Source organism: Streptomyces sp. NPDC048603, from assembly GCF_043199475.1.
Classification (GTDB): domain Bacteria; phylum Actinomycetota; class Actinomycetes; order Streptomycetales; family Streptomycetaceae; genus Streptomyces.
In genome coordinates this window covers 12557-37841 of record NZ_JBICVY010000010.1, presented here as the reverse complement: position 1 = coordinate 37841, position 25285 = coordinate 12557, and the positions used below count along the sequence as shown (strand labels likewise).

General features: G+C 73.7%; 24 protein-coding genes and 1 other RNA gene. 12 read left to right on the top strand and 13 right to left on the bottom strand.

The window, feature by feature from the left end:
• Nucleotides 1-27: 27 nt before the first annotated feature.
• The 5 genes from ACGFQ9_RS24805 to efeU all read left to right on the top strand — a co-directional run bounded on the left by ACGFQ9_RS24805 (nucleotide 28) and on the right by efeU (nucleotide 5584).
• Nucleotides 28-1068 (top strand): FecCD family ABC transporter permease, encoded by a 1041-nt coding sequence (locus tag ACGFQ9_RS24805; RefSeq protein WP_393576606.1) that lies wholly within the window; start codon nucleotides 28-30, stop codon nucleotides 1066-1068.
• Entirely contained in the window at nucleotides 1065-1901 is an 837-nt protein-coding gene (locus tag ACGFQ9_RS24800) for a heme ABC transporter ATP-binding protein (protein WP_393576604.1), read from the top strand. Before ACGFQ9_RS24805 ends, ACGFQ9_RS24800 begins: the two co-directional genes overlap by 4 nt.
• A gap of 287 nt (nucleotides 1902-2188) precedes the next feature.
• A complete protein-coding gene (gene efeO / locus ACGFQ9_RS24795) occupies nucleotides 2189-3352 on the top strand; it encodes an iron uptake system protein EfeO (protein WP_393576602.1) in 1164 nt (387 codons plus the stop codon).
• 15 nt (nucleotides 3353-3367) lie between these two features.
• A complete protein-coding gene (gene efeB, locus ACGFQ9_RS24790) occupies nucleotides 3368-4723 on the top strand; it encodes an iron uptake transporter deferrochelatase/peroxidase subunit (protein WP_393576600.1) in 1356 nt (451 codons plus the stop codon).
• A 12-nt stretch (nucleotides 4724-4735) separates the two neighbouring features.
• Entirely contained in the window at nucleotides 4736-5584 is an 849-nt protein-coding gene (gene efeU / locus ACGFQ9_RS24785) for an iron uptake transporter permease EfeU (protein ID WP_393576598.1), read from the top strand.
• A gap of 101 nt (nucleotides 5585-5685) precedes the next feature.
• Here efeU and ACGFQ9_RS24780 read toward each other — a convergent pair whose 3' ends face one another.
• From ACGFQ9_RS24780 to ACGFQ9_RS24765, 4 genes are all read right to left on the bottom strand, one after another.
• Entirely contained in the window at nucleotides 5686-6543 is an 858-nt protein-coding gene (locus ACGFQ9_RS24780) for a PhzF family phenazine biosynthesis protein (RefSeq protein WP_393576596.1), read from the bottom strand.
• A gap of 71 nt (nucleotides 6544-6614) precedes the next feature.
• Nucleotides 6615-7031 (bottom strand): VOC family protein, encoded by a 417-nt coding sequence (locus ACGFQ9_RS24775; RefSeq protein ID WP_393576595.1) that lies wholly within the window; start codon nucleotides 7029-7031, stop codon nucleotides 6615-6617.
• Nucleotides 7032-7041: 10 nt separating this feature from the next.
• The gene (locus ACGFQ9_RS24770) at nucleotides 7042-7464 is read right to left on the bottom strand and encodes a helix-turn-helix transcriptional regulator (protein ID WP_393576593.1); all 423 of its coding nucleotides are present in this window, start codon (nucleotides 7462-7464) and stop codon (nucleotides 7042-7044) included.
• A gap of 55 nt (nucleotides 7465-7519) precedes the next feature.
• Nucleotides 7520-8293: an SDR family oxidoreductase gene (locus ACGFQ9_RS24765; RefSeq protein WP_393576591.1), complete on the bottom strand. Its 774-nt coding sequence runs from the start codon at nucleotides 8291-8293 to the stop codon at nucleotides 7520-7522.
• A 109-nt stretch (nucleotides 8294-8402) separates the two neighbouring features.
• On the opposite strand from ACGFQ9_RS24765, the gene ACGFQ9_RS24760 reads away from it, so the two are divergent.
• Together ACGFQ9_RS24760 and ACGFQ9_RS24755 are read left to right on the top strand one after the other, a co-directional pair.
• Nucleotides 8403-9728 carry a Bcr/CflA family multidrug efflux MFS transporter gene (locus ACGFQ9_RS24760; protein WP_393576589.1) on the top strand — a complete coding sequence of 442 codons (1326 nt, stop codon included), beginning with the start codon at nucleotides 8403-8405 and terminating at the stop codon, nucleotides 9726-9728.
• A 9-nt stretch (nucleotides 9729-9737) separates the two neighbouring features.
• Complete coding sequence (locus ACGFQ9_RS24755) at nucleotides 9738-10736, top strand: small ribosomal subunit Rsm22 family protein (RefSeq protein ID WP_393576587.1); 999 nt, start codon at nucleotides 9738-9740, stop codon at nucleotides 10734-10736.
• A 68-nt stretch (nucleotides 10737-10804) separates the two neighbouring features.
• On the opposite strand, the gene ddaH is transcribed toward ACGFQ9_RS24755, so the two are convergent.
• Nucleotides 10805-11614: a dimethylargininase gene (gene ddaH, locus ACGFQ9_RS24750; RefSeq protein WP_393576585.1), complete on the bottom strand. Its 810-nt coding sequence runs from the start codon at nucleotides 11612-11614 to the stop codon at nucleotides 10805-10807.
• A gap of 146 nt (nucleotides 11615-11760) precedes the next feature.
• Between ddaH and ACGFQ9_RS24745 the strand changes: the two genes are divergently transcribed.
• Nucleotides 11761-12360, top strand: coding sequence for a TetR/AcrR family transcriptional regulator (locus tag ACGFQ9_RS24745; RefSeq protein WP_393576584.1), 600 nt, complete (start codon nucleotides 11761-11763; stop codon nucleotides 12358-12360).
• A 250-nt stretch (nucleotides 12361-12610) separates the two neighbouring features.
• Nucleotides 12611-13369 carry a bifunctional DNA primase/polymerase gene (locus tag ACGFQ9_RS24740; RefSeq protein WP_393576582.1) on the top strand — a complete coding sequence of 253 codons (759 nt, stop codon included), beginning with the start codon at nucleotides 12611-12613 and terminating at the stop codon, nucleotides 13367-13369.
• Nucleotides 13370-13846: 477 nt separating this feature from the next.
• On the opposite strand, the gene yaaA is transcribed toward ACGFQ9_RS24740, so the two are convergent.
• Nucleotides 13847-14647 (bottom strand): peroxide stress protein YaaA, encoded by an 801-nt coding sequence (yaaA, locus tag ACGFQ9_RS24735; RefSeq protein ID WP_393576581.1) that lies wholly within the window; start codon nucleotides 14645-14647, stop codon nucleotides 13847-13849.
• 159 nt (nucleotides 14648-14806) lie between these two features.
• On the opposite strand from yaaA, the gene ACGFQ9_RS24730 reads away from it, so the two are divergent.
• Nucleotides 14807-16264 carry a ribonuclease catalytic domain-containing protein gene (locus ACGFQ9_RS24730; RefSeq protein ID WP_393576579.1) on the top strand — a complete coding sequence of 486 codons (1458 nt, stop codon included), beginning with the start codon at nucleotides 14807-14809 and terminating at the stop codon, nucleotides 16262-16264.
• Here the strand turns inward: ACGFQ9_RS24730 and ACGFQ9_RS24725 are convergent.
• Both ACGFQ9_RS24725 and ACGFQ9_RS24720 read right to left on the bottom strand, forming a co-directional pair.
• A complete protein-coding gene (locus tag ACGFQ9_RS24725; RefSeq protein WP_393576578.1) occupies nucleotides 16251-17099 on the bottom strand; it encodes a hypothetical protein in 849 nt (282 codons plus the stop codon). The two genes, ACGFQ9_RS24730 and ACGFQ9_RS24725, sit on opposite strands and share 14 nt — an antisense overlap.
• Nucleotides 17096-17848 (bottom strand): MerR family transcriptional regulator, encoded by a 753-nt coding sequence (locus ACGFQ9_RS24720; protein ID WP_393576577.1) that lies wholly within the window; start codon nucleotides 17846-17848, stop codon nucleotides 17096-17098. Before ACGFQ9_RS24720 ends, ACGFQ9_RS24725 begins: the two co-directional genes overlap by 4 nt.
• 102 nt (nucleotides 17849-17950) lie before the next feature.
• Here ACGFQ9_RS24720 and rnpB point away from each other — a divergent pair.
• An RNA gene (gene rnpB, locus ACGFQ9_RS24715) (RNase P RNA component class A) lies at nucleotides 17951-18350 on the top strand.
• A 278-nt stretch (nucleotides 18351-18628) separates the two neighbouring features.
• Here rnpB and ACGFQ9_RS24710 read toward each other — a convergent pair.
• The 3 genes from ACGFQ9_RS24710 to ACGFQ9_RS24700 are packed head-to-tail and all read right to left on the bottom strand — an operon-like array spanning nucleotide 18629 to nucleotide 21641.
• Nucleotides 18629-20047, bottom strand: a complete 1419-nt coding sequence (locus ACGFQ9_RS24710; RefSeq protein ID WP_393577079.1) for a bifunctional RNase H/acid phosphatase — start codon at nucleotides 20045-20047, stop codon at nucleotides 18629-18631.
• Nucleotides 20044-20787 (bottom strand): zinc ribbon domain-containing protein, encoded by a 744-nt coding sequence (locus ACGFQ9_RS24705; RefSeq protein WP_393577078.1) that lies wholly within the window; start codon nucleotides 20785-20787, stop codon nucleotides 20044-20046. The genes ACGFQ9_RS24710 and ACGFQ9_RS24705 overlap by 4 nt, the downstream gene beginning before the upstream one ends.
• On the bottom strand, nucleotides 20784-21641 hold the full coding sequence (locus ACGFQ9_RS24700; RefSeq protein ID WP_393576575.1) for a Nif3-like dinuclear metal center hexameric protein: 858 nt from the start codon (nucleotides 21639-21641) through the stop codon (nucleotides 20784-20786). Before ACGFQ9_RS24700 ends, ACGFQ9_RS24705 begins: the two co-directional genes overlap by 4 nt.
• Before the next feature lie 321 nt (nucleotides 21642-21962).
• Here ACGFQ9_RS24700 and ACGFQ9_RS24695 point away from each other — a divergent pair, with 321 nt between their 5' ends.
• Nucleotides 21963-23168: a hypothetical protein gene (locus ACGFQ9_RS24695; RefSeq protein ID WP_393576573.1), complete on the top strand. Its 1206-nt coding sequence runs from the start codon at nucleotides 21963-21965 to the stop codon at nucleotides 23166-23168.
• 46 nt (nucleotides 23169-23214) lie between these two features.
• Here the strand turns inward: ACGFQ9_RS24695 and ACGFQ9_RS24690 are convergent, their stop codons facing one another.
• Both ACGFQ9_RS24690 and ACGFQ9_RS24685 read right to left on the bottom strand, forming a co-directional pair.
• Complete coding sequence (locus ACGFQ9_RS24690; protein ID WP_393576571.1) at nucleotides 23215-24156, bottom strand: 3-oxoacyl-ACP reductase; 942 nt, start codon at nucleotides 24154-24156, stop codon at nucleotides 23215-23217.
• A gap of 46 nt (nucleotides 24157-24202) precedes the next feature.
• Nucleotides 24203-25279 carry a Zn-dependent alcohol dehydrogenase gene (locus ACGFQ9_RS24685; protein WP_393576570.1) on the bottom strand — a complete coding sequence of 359 codons (1077 nt, stop codon included), beginning with the start codon at nucleotides 25277-25279 and terminating at the stop codon, nucleotides 24203-24205.
• Nucleotides 25280-25285: the final 6 nt, after the last annotated feature.

Here is a 25285-nt window from a genome sequence, read left to right as displayed (position 1 = left end):
CCGGCCGGCACGCAGCCGGAACCGACCATGCCCCCGCCCCGGCCCGGCCGGGCCGTATGGCTCGGACTCGCCCTGGCCGCCGCCCTGGTGGTACTCGCCCTGGTGTCGGCCGGGACCGGCGCCTACCGGATCCCCACCTCCGACGTCCTCTCCTCCGTGCAGCACCGCCTCGGCCTCGGCGGAGCCCCGCTCGACCGGGTCGGCGAGAGCGTCCTGTGGAACGTACGGCTGCCCAGGGTGGTGCTCGCGCTGCTGGTCGGCGCCTCCCTGGGGTGCGCGGGCGCGCTGATGCAGGGAGTGTTCGGCAATCCGCTCGCCGAGCCCGGGGTCATCGGCATCTCCGCCGGGGCCGCCGTGGGTGCGGTCGCCGCCATCGGGCTCGGGCTGTCGTTCCTCGGCAACTGGACGGTCACCGTCTGCGCGTTCACGGCCGGGCTGGTCACCGTCGGCTCCGTCTACCTGCTGTCCCGCAGCGGCGGCAGGACCGAAGTGGTCACCCTCATCCTCACCGGCATCGCGGTCAACGCCTTCGCCGGCGCCCTCATCGGCCTGTTCGTCTTCTTCGCGGACAGCGGCCAGGTCAACCAGATCACCTTCTGGCAGCTCGGCTCGCTCGCCCAGGCCACCTGGCCCAAGGTGCTCGCCGTACTCCCCTGCGCCGCCGCCGGGTTGCTGGTCGCCCCCTTCCACTCCCGGCGCCTCGACCTGCTCTCCCTCGGCGAGCGGCCGGCCCGGCACCTCGGCGTGGACGTGGAACGGCTGCGGATCGCGATCGTCCTGGTGGTGGCCCTGCTCACCGCCGCCGCGGTCGCCGTGGCCGGCGTCATCACCTTCGTCGGCCTGCTCGTTCCGCACCTGCTGCGGATGGCCAACGGTCCCGGACACCGCTTCCTGGTGCCCGGCAGCGCCCTCGCCGGAGCCGTGGTCCTGGTCGCGGGCGACCTGGCCGCCCGTACGCTCGCCCAGCCCGCCGAACTCCCCCTCGGCGTGCTCACCGCGCTGCTCGGCAGCCCCTTCTTCTTCTGGCTGCTGCGCCGCACCCGCCGCAAGCAAGGAGGTTGGGCATGACGCCTGCCGTACGGCTGTTCACCCGGAGCCGTCGCAGCGTTCCCGCGCCCTCCGGGCCCGGCACCGTGCTCGCCGAGGCCATCGCGCTGCACGTCCGGCTCGGGCAGCGGGACGTACTGGCCGGCATCGACCTGACCGCCCGTGCCGGTGAGGTGCTCGCCCTGGTCGGCCCCAACGGCGCCGGCAAGTCCACCCTGCTGGCCGCCCTGGCCGCCGACCTGCCGGCCGCGGACGGCGAGGTGCGGGTCGGCGGGCGCCCGGTCGGCGAGTGGTCCGCGCCCGATCTGGCGCTGCGCCGCGCCGTGCTCCCCCAGGCGGCCGCGCTCTCCTTCCCGTTCCCGGTGGCGGAGGTGGTGCGGATGGGCCGGGCGCCGTGGGCCGGCACTCCGCGCGAGGAGGAGGACGGGGCGGCGGTGGCCGCCGCGATGGCCGCCACCGAGGTCGCCGGGTTCGCCGCCCGGCCCTTCTCCGCGCTGTCCGGCGGCGAACGGGCCCGGGTCGCGCTGGCCCGGGTCCTGGCCCAGCGGGCCCCGCTGCTGCTGCTCGACGAGCCGACCGCGGCGCTGGACCTGCGGCACCAGGAGCTGGTGCTGCGGATCTGCCGGGAGCGGGCCGCGGCCGGGGACGCGGTGGTGGTGGTCCTGCACGACCTGGGGCTGGCGGCGGCGTACGCGGACCGGGTGGCGGTACTGCACGGCGGTCGCATCGCGGTGGCCGGGCCGCCGGCCGAGGTGTTCGAGGACGGGCTGCTGAGCCGGGTGTACCGGCAGCCGGTGGAGGTACTGCCGCACCCGCGGACCGGAGCCCCGCTGGTGGTCCCGGTCCGCAGTTGAGCTCCGGCCGCCACCTGCGGCATACCGAACGAAAGGGCGATAAAGGGAGCATTCGACGCGAAGGGCGCTCGCTTGACCGGCATTTGACCCTCGCTTGGGGCCTCCGTACCCACCCCTTGAGGCGACCGTGATGGCCCCGTGACGGGCCCGCAACCCGCCCCGGATCCTGTGACACGGATCACGGCGAGAGGGTTCTATCCGCAAGTAAGGCTCAGCTAAGTTAGGTCCGCCTCACCGGCCCGTCCTCCGCTCGGGGCGGCCCCACGCCGAATCTGTCAGGAGCCTCCATGCGCCCCGCCCGCCGTACCGTCCGCCTCACCGCCGTCACCGCGGCAGCCGTCGTCGCCGCCGTCACCGCGGTCACCGGCTGCTCGAAGAAGACCGAGTCGGGCGACGCGGACGTGGTCCACGTGACGGCCACGGACAGCTCCTGCGAGGTCTCCGTCAAGGAGTTCCCGGCGGGCAAGGTCAGCCTGGAGGTCGAGAACAAGGGCTCCAAGGTCACCGAGCTCTACGTCCTGTTCCCGGACGACCGGATCGTGACCGAGCGCGAGAACATCACCCCCGGCACCAAGGCCACCATCACCGCCGAGATCAAGGCCGGCGACTACGAGATCGCCTGCAAGCCCGGCATGAAGGGCGACGGCATCCGCCAGAAGGTCAAGGCCACCGGCGCCGGCACCGCCGAGAAGCGCAGCCCCGAGCTGGACGCCGCGGTCGCCGAGTACCGCAAGTACGTGCTGCAGCAGGCCGAGGAGACGCTCCCCAAGGCCCAGGCGTTCGCGGACGCCGTCAAGGCCGGTGACGTGGAGGGCGCGAAGAAGCTGTACGCCGTCTCCCGCATCGGCTGGGAGCGCACCGAGCCGGTCGCCGAGTCCTTCGGCGACATCGACCCGAAGGTGGACGTCCGCGAGGACGGCCTGGAGGCCGGCCAGGACCCGGCCAAGGACTGGACCGGCTGGCACCGCCTGGAGAAGGCGCTGTGGCAGGACGGCAAGATCGGCGACGCCGAGAAGCAGCTCGCCGACAAGCTGATGGCCGACCTCACCGACTGGCAGAAGAAGGTCGGCCAGGCGGAGATCACCCCGACCTCGATGGCGAACGGCGCCAAGGAGCTCCTGGACGAGGTCGCCACCGGCAAGGTGACGGGCGAGGAGGAGCGCTACAGCCACACCGACCTGGTCGACTTCAAGGCCAACGTCGAGGGTGCGCAGAAGGCGTACGAGCTGCTCAAGCCGGCCGCCGCCAAGGGCGACCCGGCCCTGGCCACCGAGCTGGACAAGCAGTTCGCCGCCATGAACACCCTGCTCGACAAGTACCGCGCCGACAAGAACAGCTACGACTTCGAGTCCTACGACAAGGTCGCCGAGCCCCAGCGCAAGGAGCTCTCCGACGCCGTCTCCGCCCTCGGCGAGCCGCTGTCCAAGCTCGCCGCGGCCGTCGTCAAGTAGTCGGGGAGTTCCGAGATGACGGACAACACCAACACGCCGGAAGAACCCTCCGCGGTGGACGCGGCGCCCGTGGCGGACACCGCAGACACGGCGGACACCGCGGACACCGCGGACACGGCGGACGGTGGCACCACCGCCGCCCCCTCCCGCCGCTCGGTCCTCGGCTGGGGCGGTGCCGGTCTCGCGCTCGGCGCCGCCGCGGCCGGCGGTACGGCCGCGGTGCTGCGCGGCGGCCAGGAGCACGTGCCGGCCGCGCTGACCGGGGCGGCCGTGCCGTTCCACGGCGAGCACCAGGCGGGCATCGCCAGTGCCGTCCAGGACCGGCTGCACTTCGCCTCGTTCGACGTGAAGACCAAGGACCGGGCCGAGCTGGTCCAGCTCCTCAAGGACTGGACCCGCGCGGCCGAGCGGATGACCGCCGGCCTGCCGGTCGGCGAGGGCGCCGTCGGCGGCCTGCCCGAGGCCCCGCCGGACGACACCGGTGAGGCCCTCGGCCTCAAGCCGTCCCGGCTCACCCTCACCATCGGCTTCGGCGCCTCGCTGTTCGCCAAGGACCGGTTCGGCCTGGAGGGCAAGCGCCCCGAGGCGCTCGTCGACCTGGAGCTGTTCCCCGGCGACAACCTGGACCCGGCGCTCTCCCACGGCGACATCTGCGTGCAGGCCTGCTCCGACGACATCCAGGTCGCCGTGCACGCCATCCGGCAGCTGGCCCGCATCGGCTTCGGCAAGACCGTGATGCGCTGGTCGCAGCTCGGCTTCGGGAAGACCTCCTCGACCACCCCCGAGGCGCAGACCCCGCGCAACATGATGGGCTTCAAGGACGGCACCCGGAACATCTCCGGCACCGACAAGGCCGCCCTGGACAAGCACGTCTGGGTCGCGGACAAGGACGTGGCGGGCCCCTCGGCCTGGATGGCGGGCGGCTCGTACCTGGTGGCCCGGCGGATCCGGATGAACATCGAGATCTGGGACCGCACGCCGCTCCAGGAGCAGGAGGACATCTTCGGCCGGGACAAGGCCGAGGGCGCGCCGGTCGGCAAGTCCAAGGAGCGCGACGAGCCGTTCCTGAAGGCGATGAAGCCGGAGGCGCACGTCCGCCTCGCGCACCCGGACACCAACGACGGGGCGACGATCCTGCGCCGCGGCTACTCCTTCACCGACGGCACGGACGGACTGGGCCGGCTCGACGCGGGCCTGTTCTTCCTGGCCTACCAGCGCGACATGCGCAAGGGCTTCATCCCGATCCAGCGCAACCTGGCCAAGGCCGACGTCCTCAACGAGTATATCCAGCACGTGAGTTCGGCCGTCTTCGCCGTTCCGCCGGGCGTCCGCGGCAAGGACGACTGGTGGGGCCGGGCGCTGTTCTCGTAGGGGGCGACGGACATGTTCAGCAACTATCTGATCGGTCTCCGGGAGGGCCTGGAGGCCAGCCTGGTCGTCTGCATCCTGGTCGCCTACCTGGTCAAGACGGGCAACCGGAGGAAGCTCCCGGCGATCTGGCTCGGGGTGGGCATCGCGGCCGGCGTCAGCCTGGCCTTCGGCGCCGCCCTCGAATTCGGCACCCAGGAGCTCACCTTCGAGGCGCAGGAGGCGATCGGCGGCACCCTGTCGATCGTCGCCGTGGGCCTGGTGACCTGGATGGTCTTCTGGATGAAGCGCACCGCGCGGCACCTGAAGGCCGAACTGCACGGCAAGCTCGACGCGGCCCTGGCCATGGGCACCGGGGCGCTGGTGACCACCGCCTTCCTGGCCGTCGGCCGGGAGGGCATCGAGACCTCGCTGTTCGTGTGGCGCTCGGTGAAGGCGGCCGGTGACGGCGCCGGCCCGCTGACCGGCGTGCTGCTCGGCATCGGCTCGTCGATCGTGCTGGGCTGGCTGTTCTACCGGGGTGCGCTGCGGATCAACCTGGCCCGCTTCTTCACCTGGACCGGCGGCCTGCTGGTGGTGGTCGCGGCGGGCGTGCTCGCGTACGGCGTCCACGACCTGCAGGAAGCGGACTTCCTGGGCGGGCTGACCGACAAGGCGTTCGACGTCACCGGTGCGATCCCGCCGGACAGCTGGTACGGCACCCTGCTGAAGGGCACCTTCAACTTCCAGCCGGACCCCACCGTGCTGCAGGTGTGGGTGTGGTCCCTGTACCTGGTCCCGACGCTGCTGCTGTTCCTGGTCCCGCTGCGGACCGGGCGGAAGCCGGAGCCGCAGCAGGAGCACCGGCCGGTCACGGAAGGCTGAGGCGGAAGCGGTCGGAGAAGCCGGAGCCGGCGGCGGGTGTGACCCGCCGCCGGCTCCGGCCTTCCCGTCTTCCGCGCCCCCGGGAGGACGCGCGAGCGCGGTCAGCCGATGCGGGCGCCTTCGCCGCCGACCCGCACCCGGGCGTCGCCCGCGCGCAGCTCGACCGTCAGGACGCCCGGCCGGCCCATGTCCTCTCCCTGGTGGAGGGTGAGCACGGCCTCGTCGGGGACCAGGCCCAGGGCGCGGGCGTAGGCGCCGAAGGCGGCGGCCGCGGCCCCGGTGGCGGGATCCTCGACGACCCCGCCGACCGGGAAGGGGTCCCGTACGTGGAACTCCCGGTCGCCGGACCGGTGCACGAGCTGGACCGTGGTCAGGTCCAGGCGCCGCATCAGCGCCTCCAGGCGCGGGAAGTCGTAGGCGAGGTCCGCGAGCCGGGCGCGGGTGGCGGCGCCGAGCACCAGGTGGCGGGCGCCCGCGTAGGCGATGCGCGGCGGGAACGCCGGGTCGAGGTCGGCGGCGGGCCAGTCCAGTGCGGCCAGGGCCTCGGCGAGGTCCTCGTCGGCGATGGTCCCGACGTGCGGCTCGACGCTGGTGAGCGTGGCCCGCAGGGTGCCGCCGTCCTCGGTGACCGAGACCGGGACCGGTCCGGCCTGGGTGGCGAACAGCAGCTCGCCCGGCCCGATCCGCTCGGCCAGTGCCACGGCGGTGGCCACGGTCGCGTGGCCGCAGAAGGGCACCTCGGCCTTGGGGCTGAAGTAGCGGACGGTGAAGGCCCGGCCCGGCTGCCCGCCCAGCCCGTCCGGCGGTGAAGTGAGGAAGGCCGTCTCGCTGTAGCCGAGGTCGGCGGCGATGGCGAGCATCGCCGCCTCGTCGAGGCCGGACGCGTCCAGGACGACCCCGGCGGGGTTGCCGCCGTCCGGGTCGGCGGAGAAGGCGGTGTAGCGCAGCACGTCAGTCATGCACACCCCAACTGCCCCTGTCGCCCCATCATTCCCACGGCCGGCCCTTCAGCCGGTCGGCCGGCCGGAAGTCAGCGCTTGCGCGGCTGGTTGAAGCGCAGCATGTTGCCGGAGGGGTCGCGGAAGGCGCAGTCGCGGACGCCGTAGGGCTGGTCGATCGGCTCCTGGAGCACCTCGCCGCCCGCGGCCCGGATCCGCTCGAAGGTGGCGTCGACGTCGTCGGTGGTGAAGATGACCCCGCGCAGCAGGCCCTTGGCCAGGAGTTCCGCCATGGTCTGCCGGTCGGCGGGCGAGGCGTTCGGGTCCGCCAGCGGCGGTTCGAGGACGATCTCCACTCCGGGCTGCGCGGGCGAGCCCACCGTCACCCAGCGCATGCCCTCGAAGCCGACGTCGTTGAGTACGTCCAGGCCGAGCACGTCGCGGTAGAAGGCGAGCGCCTTGTCGTGGTCGTCGACGGCGATGAAGCACTGCGAAAGCCTGATGTCCATGCGCCACACGCTACGCGCGGGGTTCGGCCTTCGCTTCTCCGTTCCTGACCGGCCTGGTGTGGATCTTCGCGACGCAGGCCGGGACGGCGGCACCGTCCTCGTGGTCGCGGGCCCGGTAGGCGCTCGGGGACTCCCCGACCAGCTCGGTGAAGCGCGAGCTGAACGAGCCCAGCGAGGTACAGCCGACCTCGAAGCAGACCTCCGTCACCGTCAGGTCGCCCCGCCGGAGGAGCGCCTTGGCGCGCTCGATGCGGCGGGTCATGAGGTAGCTGTACGGGGTCTCGCCGTAGGCGGCCCGGAAGCTGCGGGAGAAGTGGCCCGGCGACATGAGGGCGACCCGCGCCAGCGCCGGGACGTCGAGCGGCTCGGCGTACGCGCGGTCCATCAGGTCACGCGCCCGGCGCAGCCGGGCCAGGTCCTCCAGAGTGCTCACCCGACCACCATCGCACAGCCCGGGCCTCCGGCGCCGGGGCCCGGGCAGGACCGGGTCAGCCCCGCCCGATGTAAGGCATCGTGGTGGCCATCACCGTCGCGAACTGGACGTTGGCCTCCAGCGGAAGCCCGGCCATGTGCCGGACGGTCCGCGCCACGTCGGCCGCGTCCATCACCGGCTCGACCGCGAGCTGTCCGTTGGCCTGCAGGATGCCCGTCTGCATCCGCTCGGTCATCTCGGTCGCCGCGTTGCCGATGTCGATCTGGCCGCAGGCGATCCGGTACGGGCGGCCGTCCAGGGACAGGGACTTCGTCAGGCCGGTCATGGCGTGCTTGGTCGCGGTGTAGGCGATCGAGTTGGGGCGCGGCACGTGGGCGGAGATGGAGCCGTTGTTGATGATCCGGCCGCCCTGCGGGTCCTGCTCCTTCATCATCCGGAACGCCGCCTGCGCGCACAGGAACGCGCCGGTCAGGTTGACGTCGACGACCTGCTTCCACGCCTCGTAGGCGATGTCCTCGACCGGTACCCCGGCCGGGCCGAAGGTGCCCGCGTTGTTGAAGAGCAGGTCCAGCCGGCCGTACCGGTCACCTACGGCCGCGAACAGCGCGGCCACGTCCTGCGGGTCGCTCACGTCGGCCCGTACGCACAGCACCTCGGCGTCCGGCCGGGCCGCCCGCGCCGCCTCCGCCATCGCCTCCAGGGGCTCCGGGCGGCGCCCGGCCACCGCCAGGGACCAGCCGCCTTCGGCCAGGGCCAGGGCCACGGAACGCCCGATGCCCGAACCGGCGCCGGTCACAACAGCGATCTTGTTCCCGCTCGTGTCGTTCATGTTGCGGGAGAGTACGTCACACCGCGCTCACGGCCCGGGACGTTCCGACAGCTGAGAACATGAACGGGTCGGGGATGTTGAAAAGAAGACGATCAGACTGGAGTGCCAGATGCCCGAGAGAGGTCCCATACCGGCTTCCTCCTCCCCCACGTCCCCGCCGGCCACGGCACCGGGCGCTCCCGCGGCCACCCCGGCGGCCGGCGCGGCCACCCCCGCCGCCCGCCGGACCGGGCTGCTCGTCACCTTCGTCCTGGGCGGGCTCTCCGCCCTCCCCCCGCTGTCCATGGACATGTACCTGCCGGCCTTGCCGCAGGTCACCACGGCCCTGAACAGCCCGGCGGCCACCATCCAGCTGACCCTCACCGCCTGCCTGGCCGGCATGGCCGTCGGCCAGCTGGTGATCGGCCCGATGAGCGACAAGTGGGGCCGCAAGCGCCCGCTGCTCGTCGGCATGGTGATGTACGTGCTGGCCACCGCCGTCTGCGCGTTCGCCCCGACCGCCGAGATGCTCATCGGCTTCCGGCTGCTCCAGGGCCTGGCCGGATCGGCCGCCATCGTGATCGCCCGGGCGGTCGTGCGGGACCTCTACGACGGCGTGGAGATGGCCCGGTTCTTCTCCACCCTGATGCTGATATCCGGGGTCGCCCCGATCGTCGCCCCGCTGATCGGCGGCCAGGTGCTGCGCTTCTCCGACTGGCGCGGCGTCTTCCTCGTCCTGACCGCGGTCGGCACCCTGCTGACCCTGGTGATGTGGCGCGGCCTCGGCGAGACCCTGCCGCCGGAAAAGCGGCAGACCGGCGGGGTCGGCGCGGCCCTGCGCACCATGCGCGGGCTGGTCGCCGACCGGGTCTTCGCCGGGTACATGCTGGCCGGCGGCTTCGCCTTCGCCGTGCTGTTCGCCTACATATCAGCCTCGCCCTTCGTGGTCCAGGAGATCTACGGCGCCTCCCCCCAGACCTTCTCGCTGCTCTTCGGCCTCAACTCGGTCGGCCTGATCGCCGCGGGCCAGGTCAACGGCAAGCTGCTGGTCGGCCGGGTCAGCCTGGACAAGGTGCTGGCCGTGGGGCTGGCCGTGATCACCGCCGCCGCGGTGGCACTGCTGCTGATGTCGGCCGGGGTGTTCGGGGAGGTCGGACTGGTGCCGGTCGCGGCCGCGCTGTTCGTCGTGATGTCCGCGATGGGCCTCGTCCTGCCCAACACCAACGCACTGGCCCTGATGCGGACCCCGCACGCGGCCGGGTCGGCGTCCGCGCTGCTCGGCACCTCCTCCTTCCTGGTGGGCGCGGTCGCCTCCCCGCTGGTCGGGATCGCCGGGGAGGACACGGCGGTGCCGATGGCCGTGGTGCAGCTGGTGTGCGCGCTGCTGGCGGTGGCCTGCTTCGCCGGCATGGGCCGCCCGTGGCAGCGCCGCGGGGCCGACGTCCAGGGCGAATAAACTTCGCGGGTGAACCCCGAATCCACCTCCGCCGAATCCCTGCGGGCCGCGCTGGCCGGTCTCCTCGACGGGCTGCCGCCCAAGCAGGCCGCGGCCGCCGTCGACCGGCTGATCGCCAACTACCGCGGGCGGACCCCGACGGACGCCCCCGTGCTGCGCGACCGCTCCGACGTGGCGGCGTACGCGGCGTACCGGATGCCGGCGACCTTCGAGGCGGTACGGGCGGCCCTGGACGGCCTCGCGGCCGCCGCCCCGGACTGGGCCCCGGAGTCGCACGTGGACGTGGGCGGCGGCACCGGCGCGGCCACCTGGGCCACCGACGCCACCTGGGCGGGGCCGCGCGAGACGGTCGTCCTGGACTGGGCGGAACCGGCCCTGGCCCTGGGCCGGGAGCTGGCGGCCGCCTCGGGATCGCCGGTGCTGCGCGGCGCCGAGTGGCGCAAGGCGGTCATCGGGACGGGGCTGGCGCTGCCGGAGGCCGGCCTGGTCACCGTCTCGTACGTCCTAGGCGAGCTCACCGCCGAGGCCCGGCGGGCGGTGGTCGCCGAAGCGGCCCGCGCCGGGCAGGCCGTGGTGGTGATCGAGCCGGGCACCCCGGAGGGCTACCTCCGCATCCGGGAGGCCCGGGAGCAGCTGGTGGAGGCGGGGCTGCAGGTGGCCGCGCCCTGCCCGCACGACGGGACCTGCCCGATCGTGGTGGGCCAGGACTGGTGCCACTTCTCCGCCCGGGTCAGCCGGTCCTCCCTGCACCGGCAGGTGAAGGGCGGCTCGCTGGCGTACGAGGACGAGAAGTTCAGCTATGTGGCGGCGGTCCGCTTCCCGGTGGCCCCGGCGGCGGCCCGGATCACCCGGAAGCCGCAGATCCGCAAGGGCCTGGTGCTGCTCGACCTGTGCGGCCCGGAGGCGGAGGGCCTGAGCCGGGCCACGGTCAGCAAGCGCCACGGCGACCTCTACAAGGCCGCGCGGGACGCGGAGTGGGGCGACGCCTGGCCGCCGGCCGCGGACTGACCGCGGCCGGGGCCGAAGCCGGGCTCCGGCGCCGGAGCCGGATCCCGGCCCCGGTCAGTCCCAGCCCGTCAGTCGCGGAGCTCCTGCGTGCAGCACTTCACGCTGCCGCCGCCCTTGAGCAGCTCGCCCAGGTCCATGCCGACCGGTTCGAACCCGCGCTCCCGCAGCGGCTCGAACAGCCCGGTCGCCGCCTGCGGCAGGAACACGTGCCGGCCGTCCGAGACCGCGTTCAGGCCCAGCACGGCCGCGTCCTGCTCGGTGGCGATCAGCGCGTCGGGGAAGAGGCGGCGCAGCACTGCCTGACTGCCGGGCGAGAAAGCCCCCGGGAAGTACATGACCTCGTCGCCGTCGAGCACGCTGAGGGCGGTGTCCAGGTGGTAGTAACGCGGGTCCACCAGGTCCAGCCCGATCACCGGCCGGCCGAAGAACTCCTGGGCCTCGTCCGCGGACAGCGGACTCGACCGGAAGCCGCGGCCGGAGAGCAGATGGCTCGCCGTGACCGCGAAGTCCCCCTCGCCCTCGTTGATGTGCGAGGGCTCGTGGATCTCGGTGTAGCCGTGGGCGCGGAACCAGGCGAGGTGGGCCTCGGCCTCGGCGGCGCGTTCCGGGTAGGCGAAGCGGGCGCCGAGCACCCGCCCGTCGACGACGGTCGCGCCGTTGGCGGCGTAGACCATGTCCGGGAGGTCGGGTACGGGGTCGAGGACCTCGACGGTGTGGCCGAGCGAGCGGTAGCGGTCACGGAGGTCCTCCCACTGGGTGAGTGCGAGGGGCAGGTCCACCGGTTTCGTGGGGTCCATCCACGGGTTGATGGAGTACGTGACCTTGAAGTGCACGGGTGGGCACATCAGGTAGCGCCGGGGTGTGGCGTCTCTGCGCAAAGAGGGCTCCTTACGAAGACAGGTAAGAGAATCGTCGCTCCTCTCGGCGCACCGCGCAGTGAACTGTCCGGGTGGTTTGACTGACAAAAGGATTTCCTCAGCCGCAGAGACGATACGTCTCGACTCGCACGTACTACACTCGCGGCATGGCAAAGACCCCTGACGCCTCGCGCCGCAGCGACCGCTCCCGCCGGGCCATCCTGGACGCGGCCCTCGCCCTGGTCGGCGAGGTGGGCTACAACAAGCTGACCATCGAGGCCATCGCCGCCCGGGCCGGCGTCGGCAAGCAGACGATCTACCGGTGGTGGCCGTCGAAGGCCGCGGTCCTGCTGGAGGCCTCGCTCTCGCTGGCCGGGGACGCCGCGGAGGAGGGCGGCTGGAGCTTCCCCGACACCGGCGACCTGGCCGCCGACCTCAAGCAGGTGCTCCGCGCCACCGTCGACGAGTTCAACGACGAGAAGTACGACGCGCCGACCCGCGCGCTCACCGCCGCCGGGGCCACCGACCCCGAACTGGGAGCCCGGTTCACCGAGAAGCTCCTGGAGCCGCAGCTCGCCCTGTACGAGCAGCGGCTGCGCTCCGCGCGGGAGGCCGGCCAGATCGCCGAGGACGCAGATCTGCGTCTGTCGGTGGAGATGCTGGTAGGCCCTCTGACGTACCGCTGGCTCATGCGCACTGCCCCGCTCACCCACGCGTTCACGGACGCCCTGGTCGACCGGGTGCTGCGCGGACTCGCGCCGCACTGAGCACCGGGGGCGCACGCCCTCCCGCGACGGCGGAATGAACTCCCGATGTGCGCCCCGTGACCCCCCGGTGAGCAAAGTCACCGCCCCGCCCCGGCCGGAAACAATCGACTGAAATACACCCATTCGTCAATCTTCGGGACGCCCTCCGGCCGGTGAGGGCGGTCAGGCGGGGCACAGGATGGTGGGACGATGTCAGGGTCTGCCTGAGGGTCTGCCGGGCATCGGTGAGGTGAGGGGATACATGGGGTCCGTGGGGTCTGAGTCCGGCCGCTTCAAACGCGGTGCGCAGAGCAGGATTTCCCAGTGGCTGCGACGGGGGCAGAAGTCCTCCGCCGAAGACCCCGGACGCGAGCGCGAGCGGATGCTGCTGGCGGCGGCCGCGGCGGGACTTCCGATCGCCCCGGCCGCGCACCCCGTCGGCTACCGGTGTTCCTGCGAACGCATCGGCTGTCCCACTCCCGCCCGGCACCCGCTGTCCTTCGCCTGGCAGACCCAGTCGACGACGGACCGCGCGCAGATCGAACGCTGGGCCCGCAACCAGCCCCAGGCCAACTTCATCACCGCGACCGGCATGGTCCACGACGTCCTGGACGTCCCCCTGGAGGCCGGCCGCGACGCGCTGGACCGCCTGCTGGCCGCCGGCATCGCGGTCGGACCGGTCGCCGAGTCCGGCGCCGACGGCCCCGCCGCGCAGGCCCGGATGCTGTTCTTCACGGCCACCCGCGGCACCCCCGAGGACGAGGACGAATGGTGGCCGTGCGAACTGGACTGCCACCCCGAGACGATGGACGAGCACCCCGGCCTCCGCTGGCACTGCCGCGGCAGCTACGTCCTCCTGCCCCCCGCCGCACTCCCCGGTGAGCTGTCCGTCCGCTGGGTGCGGGGCATCGAGCTCACCCTCCCGGACCCGCTGACCCTGCTGGAGACCCTGACGGACGCCTGCGCGCTCTACGCCGGCGCCACCGACCACGACCCGGTCGCCGCAGCAGCCTGGCCCCTCAGCCACTGACCCCTCCGGGCCCGGCCCCGCCCCGGCCCGAGCGGCGCCCGGCCGAAGTCCGGGCGCGGCTCGGCCGAGGTGTGGGCGCGGCTCGGCCGAGGTGTGGGCAGGCGTTCCGCAGGGCGGAACGGGTGGGCACACCGGAACGCCGCCCCGCAGGCAACGCTCCCGCCCCACCGAAGCCATGGCCGGGCCCGGCCGCAGCCGCTGCCCCCAGGCCTGGGCGGGGCTCCGCCGGCCCCGGCACCGCCCGGAAGCGGAGCACCGCCCGGACCGGGTCCGACCCCGTCAGCGGGGTCGGGGCCGGGGTGCACGCTGCGCGTCCGGCGCGGGCCGTCGTGCCGTGTGCCCACCCGTGCCGCCCTGCGGCACGCCTGCCCACACGGCGGCGGCGTGCGGCCGACCCGCCCACCACGGCCGAGGCAACGGCCGACACCCACACGGCCGCGTGAACGGCCGCCCGCCCACACGGCCGCGAACGGCCAGTCAGTGGATCTGGGTGACCACCACGTCCAGGGACCAGGTCTTCGCCGGCTTCGCCGGGGGTTCGGCCTCGACCGTGTAGCCCAGGTCCCGCAGGGCGGTGACCAGTTCGGCCGGGGACGCGGGCACCGCGCCCGCGGTCAGCAGGTCCCGGACCAGCCGCCCCTTCGTCGCCTTGTTGAAGTGGCTGACCACGGACCGCTTCTCGACCCCGTCGACCATCTGCGAGTGCAGCACCCGCACCGTCGCCGTCCGCCCCGCCGGCTCGCCCTTCGGCTTCCACGCCGCCCCGTACGCCGCCGACCGCAGGTCCAGCACCAGCCCGTCCCCGGCGGCGGCCGGCAGGACCTCGGCCATCGGCGTGCGCCAGTACGCCCCGAGCGCTCCGAGCCCCGGCAGCTTCACGCCCATCGAGCAGCGGTACGACGGGATCAGGTCCGTCACCCGCACCGCACCCCACAGCCCGGAGAACACCAGCAGCGACTGCTCGGCCAGCGCCCGGGCATCCGCCGGCAGATCGGCCAGCCCCAGCGCGTCGTACAGCACCCCGGTGTAGATCTCACCGGCCGGCCGGGCCGCCGCGGACCGCAGCGAGGCGTTCTTCGCCACCTCGCCGCGCAGCCCCTCGCTCAGCCCCAGCACCTCGCGCGCCTTGAGCTCGTCCGCCGAGCACAGCCCGACGAGCTCCTCCAGGACGGCCGCCCGCGCCTCCGCCAGCCCCGGCAGGGAGAGCCCCTCGGGACGCAGGGGTGCGCCGGAGCCGCCGGCGGCCTTTCCTTCGGACGGCGGCAGCAGCACGAGCACGGTGGTTCTCCTTCGGTACGGGCACAGCGCGGGGGTGCGGCCCCGGCATGCCAGCGTAGGCCCTCCCGCGACGGCCCCCGTCCCCTCTCCGGACCCCGCCCGGCCCCGCCCGGCCCCGCTCGCCGCGCCGGTCCGGGACCCCCGGCCTACGCTCGGGACATGCCCCGTCACCCCATGCACATGTCCGACGCGGCCGAGGCCGCCCTGCGTACCGCCCTGCACAGGCTGCGCGTCGAGCTCCGGGTTCCCGCGGCCTTCCCCCCGAACGTGCTCGAAGCGGCCGAGGCGGCCGTCCGCGCGCCCCGGCTGCCCGACGAGGACGCCACCGACCTGCCGTTCTTCACGATCGACCCGCCGACGTCGAAGGACCTCGACCAGGCCATGCACCTGGAACGGCGGCCCGGCGGCGGCTACCGCGTCCACTACGCCATCGCCGACGTGGCCGCCTTCGTCACGCCCGGCGGCGCACTGGACGCCGAGGCCCACGAGCGGGTCGAGACGGTGTACTTCCCCGACGGCAAGGTGTCCCTGCACCCGCCCGTGATCTCGGAGGGCGCGGCAAGCCTGCTGCCGGACCGGACCGTCCCCGCCCTGGTGTGGCGGCACGACCTCGACGCCGACGGCGAGGTCACACGGTCCGACGTGCGCCGGGCCCTGGTCCGCAGCCAGGCCAAGCTGGACTACGCGGGCGTCCAGCAGGACCTCGACGCCGGCACGGCCGAGGAATCCGTCGCCCTGCTGCGCGAGATCGGCAAGCTGCGCGAGGCCGTCGAGATCAAGCGAGGCGGCATCTCGGTCAATCTCCCGGACCAGGAGATCAGCCTGGAGGACGGCGCGTTCCGGCTCAGCTACCGGGCGGCACTGCCCGTGGAGGGCTGGAACGAGCAAATGTCCCTGATGACCGGGATGGCCGCGGCCCGGATCATGCTGGACAGCGGCACGGGCGTCCTGCGCACCCAGCGGGAGGCCGAGCCCAAAGTGGTCACGCGCGTGCGCGCGATCGCCCAGCTCCTGGCCATCGACTGGCAGCCCCACGTCTCGTACGCCGACCTGGTCCGCTCCCTCGATCCGAACAACCAGAAGCACGCGGCCTTCCTCAGCGAGGCCACCGCCATGCTCCTCAAGGCGGAGTACACGCCCTTCCGCGACCACCACCTCCCGGACCCGGAACACCGGATCCACGCGGCGATCGCAGCCCCGTACACGCACTGCACGGCTCCCTTGCGGCGCCTGATCGACCGGTACACCGGCGAGCTGTGCGTCGCCGCCAGTACGGGCCAGGCCCCGCCGGACTGGGTGCTCACCGCCCTGTACGGCCTGCCGTGCGACATGGCGCGCGGCAAGGGGAGCAGGGCGGACCGGAGCGCAGTGGACCTGGCGGAGGCGGCGGTGCTCATGCACCGGGTGGGGGAGGTCTTCGAGGCCTCGGTCATCGACACCGACAAGGAGCGGGGAAAGCCGCGCGAGGGCAGGCTGCACCTGACGGACCCCGCCGTGATGGCCAAGGTCGAGGCGAAGACCGAGGACCTCAAGCTCGGACAGACCGTCCGGGCCACCCTCGAACGGGCCGCCCCCGGCCACACCGAGGACGACAAGGTCCTCTTCAGCCTGCCGTAGCGGCTTCCCGGCCGGCACGCACCGCCGCGACGAGCGCGCCCGGGTCGTCGGCGTGGAAGCGCAGTCCGGTCGCCTCGCCGTGCGCGCCCAGCGGCCGGACGTACGGGAGCGGCCGGTTCAGCTCCACGGTCACCGTCGTCTGGCTGCCGACGATCAGGTCCAGTACGCCGTCCTCGCCGAGCCGCAGCAGCCGGCCCTCGGGGTAGCGCCGGTCCACCCAGACCGAGGTGATCGCGTCGGCGGGCACCCGCAGGTCGAACAGGGCCCCGTAGCGGAGGCGCAGCGACCCGTCGGGGGACACGACGTGCGGCCGGGTCACGCAGGCCGCGTGCAGCGCGAGCATCAGCAGCACCCCGTACACGTCGATGACCAGCACCACCCGGTGCACGGCCGGCCAGGGGATCAGCACGGACAGGGCGACCGTTTCGACCACCGACACGAAGACGAAGGCGTACATCATCGCCGTCTGCGGGGAGGTGTACGGGGCGGCGTGGTCCCCGGCCCCCACCCCGTGCCGGCGCCGGGCGGTCCACAGCCCCAGCGAATGCGCGGCCCGCAGCTCGTGCACCAGCAGCCGGCGCACCCGCACGGGCACCACGGTCCGTGCCGCCTCCCGCAGGGCCGCGCCGCGCCCGGCGCCCCCGGCGCGCTCGGCGGCGTAGAGGCCGCGCAGCACCCACGCCTCCAGCCCGAGCACGCACAGCACCAGTACCTCTGCGGTGAGCACCGCCCCCTGCGGGATCCGCACCCCGGAGGCGGCGCACAGCACCAGCAGCAGCTCCGCGGGTATCACCGCGGCAGCGGCGGCCCGCGCCGCACGCACGGTCCTGTTCATCCCCGTCCCCTCTCCATGAACGCCTCCATCACCCGGCGGACCACCTCGGCCTGCGCGGGTTCGTACTCGGCCAGCAGGGCCTCCTTGAAGCCCGGGACCACCGGGCCGCCGCCGGCCGGGATCGCCGCGAACACCTCGTCCGGCACCGCCGCCACCAGTTCCCCGGCCAGTGCCGGGATCCGTGGGTCGTCGGCCGCGGCACCGTGCAGCTCGTCGAGCCGCTCGTACAGGGCCAGTACGGCGGGGTCCCCGGCCAGCGGTCCCAGCGCCGCGTACAGCGCCTCGCCGCCGCCCGTCGCGTCGAGCAGCTCCAGGTGCTCCCGGTCCTTGCGGGCCGCCGCCGACCCGGTCTCCGGCGCCTGCGCCAGCAGCGCGGCGAGCGCGGGCGAGACCGGCCCGCCCGACGCGAGTTCCCCGGAACCGGCCGGCGGTGCGGCGAGCAGCGCCGCGAGCCGTTCCCGGCGGACCCGGATCTCCGCCTCCTGCCGGGCGAGGTCCGCGTCGAGCTCGGTGAGGACGTCGGCCAGGTCGCGGCCCGCGTCGTCGGCGAGCACGTCCCGTACCTCGTCCAGGCTCAGTCCGAGCTCGGTGAGCCGGCGTACGCGGGCCAGCAGCACGGCGTCCCGCACCGTGTAGGCGCGGTAGCCGTTGGCCAGCCGCTCCGGTTCCGGGAGCAGCCCGACGTGGTGGTAGTGCCGGATCGCCCGGGTGGTGACCCCGACGACCGCGGCGATCTCTCCGATCCGCATGGGGCCAGTAGAAACCCTGACGCTGCGGCAAGGTCAAGCGGACGTGTGGCGGGGCCGGTCAGGGTGGTGCCGCCGCGGCCGGTAGCATGGTCATTCGCAGAACGACACAGGCGGACGGCCGCGTCGGGGCTCCGGCCCCGCCGAGGAACGTCCGGGCTCCACAGGGCAGGGTGGTGGGTAACGCCCACCCGGGGTGACCCGCGGGACAGTGCCACAGAAAACAGACCGCCGGGGGCTTCGGCCCCCGGTAAGGGTGAAACGGTGGTGTAAGAGACCACCAGCGCCTGGGGTGACCCAGGCGGCTAGGTAAACCCCACCCGGAGCAAGGTCAAGAGGAGTCGTCCCCGGACGGCTCTGCGCGGACGATCGAGGGCTGCCCGCCCGAGTCCGCGGGTAGACCGCACGAGGCCGGTGGCAACACCGGTCCTAGATGGATGGCCGTCTCCCCGGCGACCGCGAGGTCACCGGGTGACAGAACCCGGCGTACAGCCTGTGTCGTTCTGCTTCCGCCCCGGCCGACCGTGGTTCATCCCGGTCCGGGGTGGTTCTCCGCCCGCAGCTTCGCCGCCCGCTCCCGCGGGTCGTACTCCGGGCCGACGCCCTCGATCAGCGGACATGTCAACTCCTCGTCGGCTCGTCCAAGCCCCGTGCGGGACGCCGTGCCGAACGTAGACGGGAGCCCCGGTGCACAGCGATTACCGCTGAGGTAATCACCGCCGTCCGGTCCGGGGCCCGCACGCACCCTGTGCGTGCGGGCCCCGGACCGGTGACGGCCGCCGGCTACCGCAGGTGGGAGGTGTCGTTCAGCAGGCGCACCGAGGCGTTGCCGTCGGCGTAGTACGCCACCGCCGACAGCGAGGCCGCGGAGAGCTCCATCTTGAACAGGGCCTCCGGCGGGGCGCCGAGCGCGAGCCGCACCAGGGTCTTGACCGGGGTCACGTGGGTGACCAGCAGGACGGTCCGGCCGGCGTAGGCGGCCAGCAGCCGGTCGCGGGCGGCCGAGACCCGGCGGGCGACGTGGGCGAAGCTTTCGCCGCCGCCGGTGGGGGCGGCCTTCGGGGAGTCCAGCCAGGCCTGCAGGTCGTCCGGGAAGCGGTCCTTGACTTCGGCGAAGGTCAGGCCCTCCCAGGCGCCGAAGTCGGTCTCGCGCAGGTCCTGTTCGACGGTCACGGGCAGCCCGAGCCGGTCGGCGACGGCCTGCGCGGTCTCCCGGCAGCGGCGCAGCGGGGAACTGACCACGGCCTGGATGGTGCCGCGCGCGGCGAGGGCCGCGGCGACGGCCGCTGCCTGGCGGCGCCCGGCCGGGGACAGTTCGGGGTCGGTGCCGCCAGTGCCCGAGAAGCGCTTCTCGGGGGTGAGGGCGGTCTCGCCGTGCCGCAGCAGCACGAAGGTGGCGGGTGCCCCGAGGTCGGGCGCGGCCCATCCGGCCGCCGGTGCGGCCGCCGCGGTCGGCTCGCTCTGCGCGGTCGGCACCGTCTGCCCGGTCGGCACGGCCTGCGCGGTCTGCGCGGTCGGTGCCTGGATGGCGCCGCCTCGGGCGCCCGCCGTACCGGCCTCGGGCCCCGCGAGGGCACCGCCGGCCCGGCCACGGCCGAACAGGGCGTCGGACGCCTCCACCTCCGCGAGGGATCCGCCGCTCGCGGCGGACTTCGCACCGGCCAGTGCCGCCCGCGCCGCGGCCGCGCCGGCGGCCTGGTCGCCGGGAGGGCCCGCGGGCGGAGGGCTGGCCAGCGCCCGGGCCGCACCGCGGTCCAGGGCGGCGGCGGACGCCGAGGGGGACCACTGTTCGCCCCGCTTGCCCGCGTCCATCGCCTCGTTGGCCAGCCGGTCCGCGTGCTTGTTCCGCTCGCGCGGGATCCACTCGTAGGAGACCTGGGCCGGGGACAGGATCCGGGCCGCCGCGGCGGCCAGAGGCTTCATGTCCGGGTGCTTGATCTTCCAGCGGCCGGACATCTGCTCGACCACCAGCTTGGAGTCCATCCGGACGGTGACCTGCGCCTCCGGCGACAGCTCGCGAGCCGCCGTCAGACCCGCGATCAGGCCCTTGTACTCCGCCACGTTGTTGGTGGCCACGCCGATGAACTCGGCGCGTTCGGCCAGTGCTTCACCGGTGGCCGCGTCGAGGACCACCGCGCCGTAGCCGGCGGGCCCCGGGTTGCCCCGGGATCCGCCGTCCGCTTCGACGATCAGCCGCATCAGATGCCCGAGTCGGCCGTACGGACCAGGATGCGGCCGCAGTTCTCGTGGCGCACGACCTTGTTGGCGGGCGCGGACTTCACCTCGTTGATCTCGGAGAGGTCCAGCTCGATCTGGCAGCCCAGGCAGCGCTTCTGGTACAGCTTCGCCGCGCCGATCCCGGCCTGCTTCGCGCGGATCTTCTCGTACAGGGCGATCAGGTCGGCCGGGATGGAGCCGACGACGATCTCGCGGTCCTTGGAGACCGAGGCCACCTCGGCGTCGATCGCGTCGGTCGCCGCGTTCCGGCGGGCCGTCGCGTCGTCCGTCTTCGCCTGCAGCGCGGCGACCCGGTCGGTCAGTTCGGCGACCCGCTCCTGCGCGGACTCGCGGCGCTCCATGACCTCCAGGACCACGTCCTCCAGGTCGCCCTGGCGCTTGGCGAGCGAGACGATCTCGCGCTGCAGGTTCTCCAGGTCCTTGGGCGAGGTGACCGCGCCGGAGTCCAGACGCTGCTGGTCGCGGGCGGCGCGCTGGCGGACCTGGTCGACGTCCTGCTCCGCCTTGGTCTGCTCGCGGGCGGTGTCGCTCTCCTCGGTCTGCGCGGCGACGAGCAGGTCGCGCTGCTGGGTGAGGTCCTTGGTCAGGGAGTCGAGCTCGGCGTGCTCGGGCAGCGACTTGCGCTTGTGGGCGAGCTGCGACAGCCGGGTGTCCAGGGCCTGGACGTCGAGAAGTCGGATCTGGTCGGCGGGCTCGGCGTTCAGTTGGGGGCTCCAGAGATAGAGGGTGTGGTGGCGGACGGCGCGTGCACCGTCCAGGGGTCGGTGACCGTGCGCGACACGTGGGTACGCAGACCCCAGCCGTGGCGCTCGGAGATCGCGTCGAGCTGGGCCGCGGCCTGCTCGCACCAGGGCCACTCGGTGGCCCAGTGGGCGGCGTCGACGAGGGCGAGCGGGCTCTGCTCGCGGGCCTCGGACACCGGGTGGTGGCGCAGGTCGGCGGTGAGGAAGACGTCCACGCCCGCGGCCCGCACCTGGTCGAAGAGGCTGTCGCCGGAGCCGCCGCTGACGGCGACGGTGTGGACCCGCGCGTCCGGGTCGCCGGCCACGCGGATGCCCTGCGCGGTGCGCGGCAGCCGGGCGGCGGCGCGGGCGGCGAACTCGCGCAGGGTCTCGGGGTGGTCCAGCTCGCAGATCCGGCCCAGGCCGCGGCGGCCCGAGGGGTCGGTCGGGTCGGGCACCAGGGGGCCGGTGACACGCAGGTCCAGGGCGCCGGCCAGGGCGTCGGAGACGCCGGGGTCGGCGGTGTCCGCGTTGGTGTGCGCGACGTGCAGCGCGATGTCGTTCTTGATCAGGGTGTGCACGACGCGGCCCTTGAAGGTGCCGGCCGAGACCGTGGTGGTGCCGCGCAGATAGAGGGGGTGGTGGGTGACGATCAGGTCGGCGCCCAGCTTCACCGCCTCGTCGGCGATCTCCTGGACCGGGTCGACGGCGAACAGGACCCGGGAGACCTCGGCGTCCGGGTCGCCGCAGACGGTTCCGACGGCGTCCCACTGCTCGGCCCGGGCGGGAGGCCAGAGGGAGTCGAGCGCGGCGATGACTTCAGAGAGACGAGGCACGGGCCAAGGCTACCGTCCGCCGCGCCCGCCCGGCCGCCCGGCGATCACGCCGGCGGCCGTGACCCGCCCGGGGGGACGGGGCCGGCGGGAGCGGTCCGGCCCGCCCCGTCGGGCACCCGTGCATCTCCCCAGCACAATCGCCCTGCCCCGCACAGGGGAACCGCCGGGCCGCCACCCTTATGTGTGAAGCGGAAGTGGTCGTGTTGTTCGGCAGGAAGTGCGAAAACTAGCTTCCTCACCGGAGGTGACGCACGGATGACTGCCTGTGCCGAAGCTACTGCCCCACGGCCCGCTGCCGGACCGGACCCCGCCGCGGAGCCGGTGCCCGCGGGCCCGGGGAACCCCGGGAGTCCGGGAAGTCCGGGGAGCCCGGGGATCGCGTCGTTCACGATCGCCGCGGACGGTTCCTACGCCGCCCGGCTGGCCGGGACCGGCGACGCCCGCTATCCCGAGCGCTGGACCCTGGGCGGACCGGAGCCCTACGCGGTGCCGCTGCCGCTGGAGCAGCCCGAGGAAGCCGACAGCGAGGTGCTGCCGCTGGCCGACGGGCGGGTACTGATCCACCGCCGGGTCGCCGACCGCCACGCGTTCGCCCTCCTCTATCCCACCGGCCCGGGCACCGGCGAACTGGCACTCGGCACGGTGGAGGCCACCGCGGGCCTGCAGCTGCGCCTGCTGCCGCCGTCGCCGGACGGGTGCACCGCGTACGCGCTGGCCGTGGAGGGCACCTCGACCGTGGTGTGGCGGGTGGCGGGCGGGAGCGGCGTCCCGGAGCCGGTCGCGCGGATCCGGGGCCGCTGCTCCGGCGGCGTCTGGCTGGACCGGACGGGCCGGCTGCTGGCCCTGGACCGGGAGCAGGGCGGCCGGGTCAAGGCGGTCGCCGTGGACCTGGGGCGCGACGGGGAGGTGTCGCCGCTGCTGCAGATCGCCGACACCAGCGACGACCGGCTGCTGCTGGCGGACCCCGACAGCGGGCTGCTGCTGATCCGCTCGGACGCGCCCGGAGAACAGCGGCTGGGCTGGGGCGTGCTGGGCAGCGCCCTGCCGGTCCGCTTCCCTGAGTGCCTGCGGGCCGTGGGGGCGACGGCGGTGCCGTTCGCGGTGCAGCCGGGGCAGGCGCTGATGCCGGAGAGCTGCGCGGTCGCGCTGCGCCTCGCGGCTCCGGCGGCCGCGGCGACTGCTGCGACTGCTGAGGCCGGCACAGGCGGCGACGGGTTCGGGGGCACGGGCCTCGGGGGCACCTGCCTCGCGGGAGCCGGCTTCGGCGGCACGGGTGAGACCCTGGCCCTTTGGCGGCCCGCCGACCGGCAGGTCTTCCGGCTCGGCACCCCGGCGGGCTGGCTCGGCGGCGGCCTGTGGACCCGCGAAGGCCGGCTCCGGCTCCCGTACTCCACCCCGGCCGTGCCGTGCGGGGTCGCCTCGCTCGGCATGCCGCAGGCCGCGCCCCGCCCGGTCCGGATCGCCCCGCCCCCGGCGGCCCCGAAACCGGTCCCCCTCCAGCAGGCCCCGCTCGCCGCGACGGCGTAGGAAGGTGCCGTGGGGGCCCGTGACCGGACCCCCACGCGTGTCAGCGTCAGCCGTGTTTGAGCCCCAGGACCTCCACCGCGGCGAAGGTCTCCCCCGCCGGGCGGGACTCGTAGTGCGGGGTGAGCACCCCGTCGAGCTCCTCGAAGGAGAAGGACTCCTTGGTGGTGTCGAACTTCGCCGCCACCCGCGGGCGTTCCATCACGACCACGATCCCGCCGTGCACCACGAACAGCTGCCCGTTGGCCCTGGCCGCGGCCGGCGAGGCGAGGTAGCCGACCAGCGGGGAGACGTGCTCGGGCGCCAGCGCGTCCAGCTTGCCCTCCTCGGGGACCTGGAAGCCCGCGAAGACGTCCTCGGTCATCCGGGTGCGGGCCCGCGGGCAGATCGCGTTCGCCGTCACCCCGTACTTCGCCAGGGCCAGCGCGGTGGAGGTGGTGAGGCCCACGATCCCGCCCTTGGCCGCCGCGTAGTTCGGCTGCCCGGCCGATCCGCCGAGGAACGCCTCCGAGGAGGTGTTGATGATCCGGCCGTAGACCGGGCCGCCCACCGCCTTGGACCGCTCCCGCCAGTGCACCGACGCGAAATGCGTGGTGTTGAAGTGACCCTTGAGGTGGACCCGGATCACCGAGTCCCACTCCTCCTCCGACATCGAGAAGACCATCCGGTCCCGCAGGATGCCCGCGTTGTTGACCAGGATGTCGAGCTTGCCGAAGCTGCTCACTGCCAGCTCGACGAGCTCCCGCGCCTGATCGAAGTCGGCCACGTCCCCGAGGTGCGCCACGGCCTGGCCGCCCGCCGCCCTGATCTCCGCGACGACCTCCTCGGCCGGTGCGGCCGAGGCCTCCCCGGAGCCGTCCCGGCCGGGTTGGCCGTAGTCGTTGACGACCACGCTCGCGCCGAGCCGGGCGAGTTCGACCGCCTCGGCCCGGCCGAGCCCGCGCCCGGCTCCCGTCACGACGGCGGAGAGTCCTTCGAGTGGCAGTGCCATGGAGCCGGTTCCTCCCGTGAGGCGTGCGTGCGATCGGACGTTCGGGTCAGATTTCTATGCAGGTGCGCAGGGCCGTGCCGGTCCGCATCTGGTCCAGGGCGTCGTTGATCTCGGCGAGCTGCACCCGGTGGGTGATCAGGCCCGCCAGGTCGATCCGGCCCGCCCGCCACAGCGCGATGGTCCGCTCGTAGGAACGGAGCACGTCCCCGCCGCCGTACATGGACGGCAGGATCCGCTTCTCGTCGAAGAACAGCGAGAACATGTTGATCTGGAAGTTGTCGTCGAGCGCGCCCGCGCCGACCACGACGACCGAGCCGCCGCGCCGGGTCATCTGGTACGCGGTCTGCGCGGTGGCGGACTTGCCGACCACCTCGAAGACGTAGTCGAAGCCCTCGCCGCCGGTGATGCGGTTCTTCGCGTCGTCGAACGCCTCGGGGGCCACCGCCTCGGTGGCACCGAACCGCAGCGCGGCCGCACGCCGCGACTCCACCGGGTCGACGGCGACGACCTGCGCGGCGCCCTGCACCTTGGCGCCCTGGATGACGGAGATGCCGACGCCGCCGCAGCCGATGACGGCGACCGAGGAACCGGCTTCCACCTTCGCCGTGTTGATGGCCGCGCCGAGACCCGTGGTGACGCCGCAGCCGATCAGCGCGGCGATGTCGAAGGGCAGGTCGTCGGGGATCGGTATGGCGCACCCGGCGGGGACCACGACCTCTTCGGAGAAGGTTCCGGTGCCCGCGAAGCCGAAGATGTCCCCGGTGCCGCGCCGGAAGTTGGGGGTGGCCACGTTGCCGAAGCTCTCCAGGCAGAGGTGGCCCTGGCCGCGCTTGCAGGCGGGACAGTGGCCGCACGGCGGCAGCCAGCAGACCAGGACACGGTCGCCCTGCTTGTGGCTGGTCACCCCGTCGCCCACGTCGGTGATCACTCCGGCGCCCTCGTGTCCGGGGACGAAGGGCGCCGGCTGCGGCAGCACGCCGTTCATCGCGGACAGGTCGGAGTGGCACAGCCCGGTCGCCTTGATCCGGATCCTCACCTTGCCGGGGCCGAAGCCCACGGCCTCCATGTCCTCGACGACTTCGAGCTTGTCCTGGCCGATCTCGCTCTGCAGTGCTGCGCGCACGGTGCG

Coding starts and splice junctions, on each gene's coding strand:
- ACGFQ9_RS24805 (WP_393576606.1), top strand. CDS start 28: ATGCCCCCGCCCCGGCCCGGCCGGGCCGTATGGCTCGGACTCGCCCTG.
- ACGFQ9_RS24800 (WP_393576604.1), top strand. CDS start 1,065: ATGACGCCTGCCGTACGGCTGTTCACCCGGAGCCGTCGCAGCGTTCCC.
- efeO (WP_393576602.1), top strand. CDS start 2,189: ATGCGCCCCGCCCGCCGTACCGTCCGCCTCACCGCCGTCACCGCGGCA.
- efeB (WP_393576600.1), top strand. CDS start 3,368: ATGACGGACAACACCAACACGCCGGAAGAACCCTCCGCGGTGGACGCG.
- efeU (WP_393576598.1), top strand. CDS start 4,736: ATGTTCAGCAACTATCTGATCGGTCTCCGGGAGGGCCTGGAGGCCAGC.
- ACGFQ9_RS24780 (WP_393576596.1), bottom strand. CDS start 6,543: ATGACTGACGTGCTGCGCTACACCGCCTTCTCCGCCGACCCGGACGGC.
- ACGFQ9_RS24775 (WP_393576595.1), bottom strand. CDS start 7,031: ATGGACATCAGGCTTTCGCAGTGCTTCATCGCCGTCGACGACCACGAC.
- ACGFQ9_RS24765 (WP_393576591.1), bottom strand. CDS start 8,293: ATGAACGACACGAGCGGGAACAAGATCGCTGTTGTGACCGGCGCCGGT.
- ACGFQ9_RS24760 (WP_393576589.1), top strand. CDS start 8,403: ATGCCCGAGAGAGGTCCCATACCGGCTTCCTCCTCCCCCACGTCCCCG.
- ACGFQ9_RS24745 (WP_393576584.1), top strand. CDS start 11,761: ATGGCAAAGACCCCTGACGCCTCGCGCCGCAGCGACCGCTCCCGCCGG.
- ACGFQ9_RS24730 (WP_393576579.1), top strand. CDS start 14,807: ATGCCCCGTCACCCCATGCACATGTCCGACGCGGCCGAGGCCGCCCTG.
- ACGFQ9_RS24725 (WP_393576578.1), bottom strand. CDS start 17,099: ATGAACAGGACCGTGCGTGCGGCGCGGGCCGCCGCTGCCGCGGTGATA.
- ACGFQ9_RS24720 (WP_393576577.1), bottom strand. CDS start 17,848: ATGCGGATCGGAGAGATCGCCGCGGTCGTCGGGGTCACCACCCGGGCG.
- ACGFQ9_RS24690 (WP_393576571.1), bottom strand. CDS start 24,156: ATGGCACTGCCACTCGAAGGACTCTCCGCCGTCGTGACGGGAGCCGGG.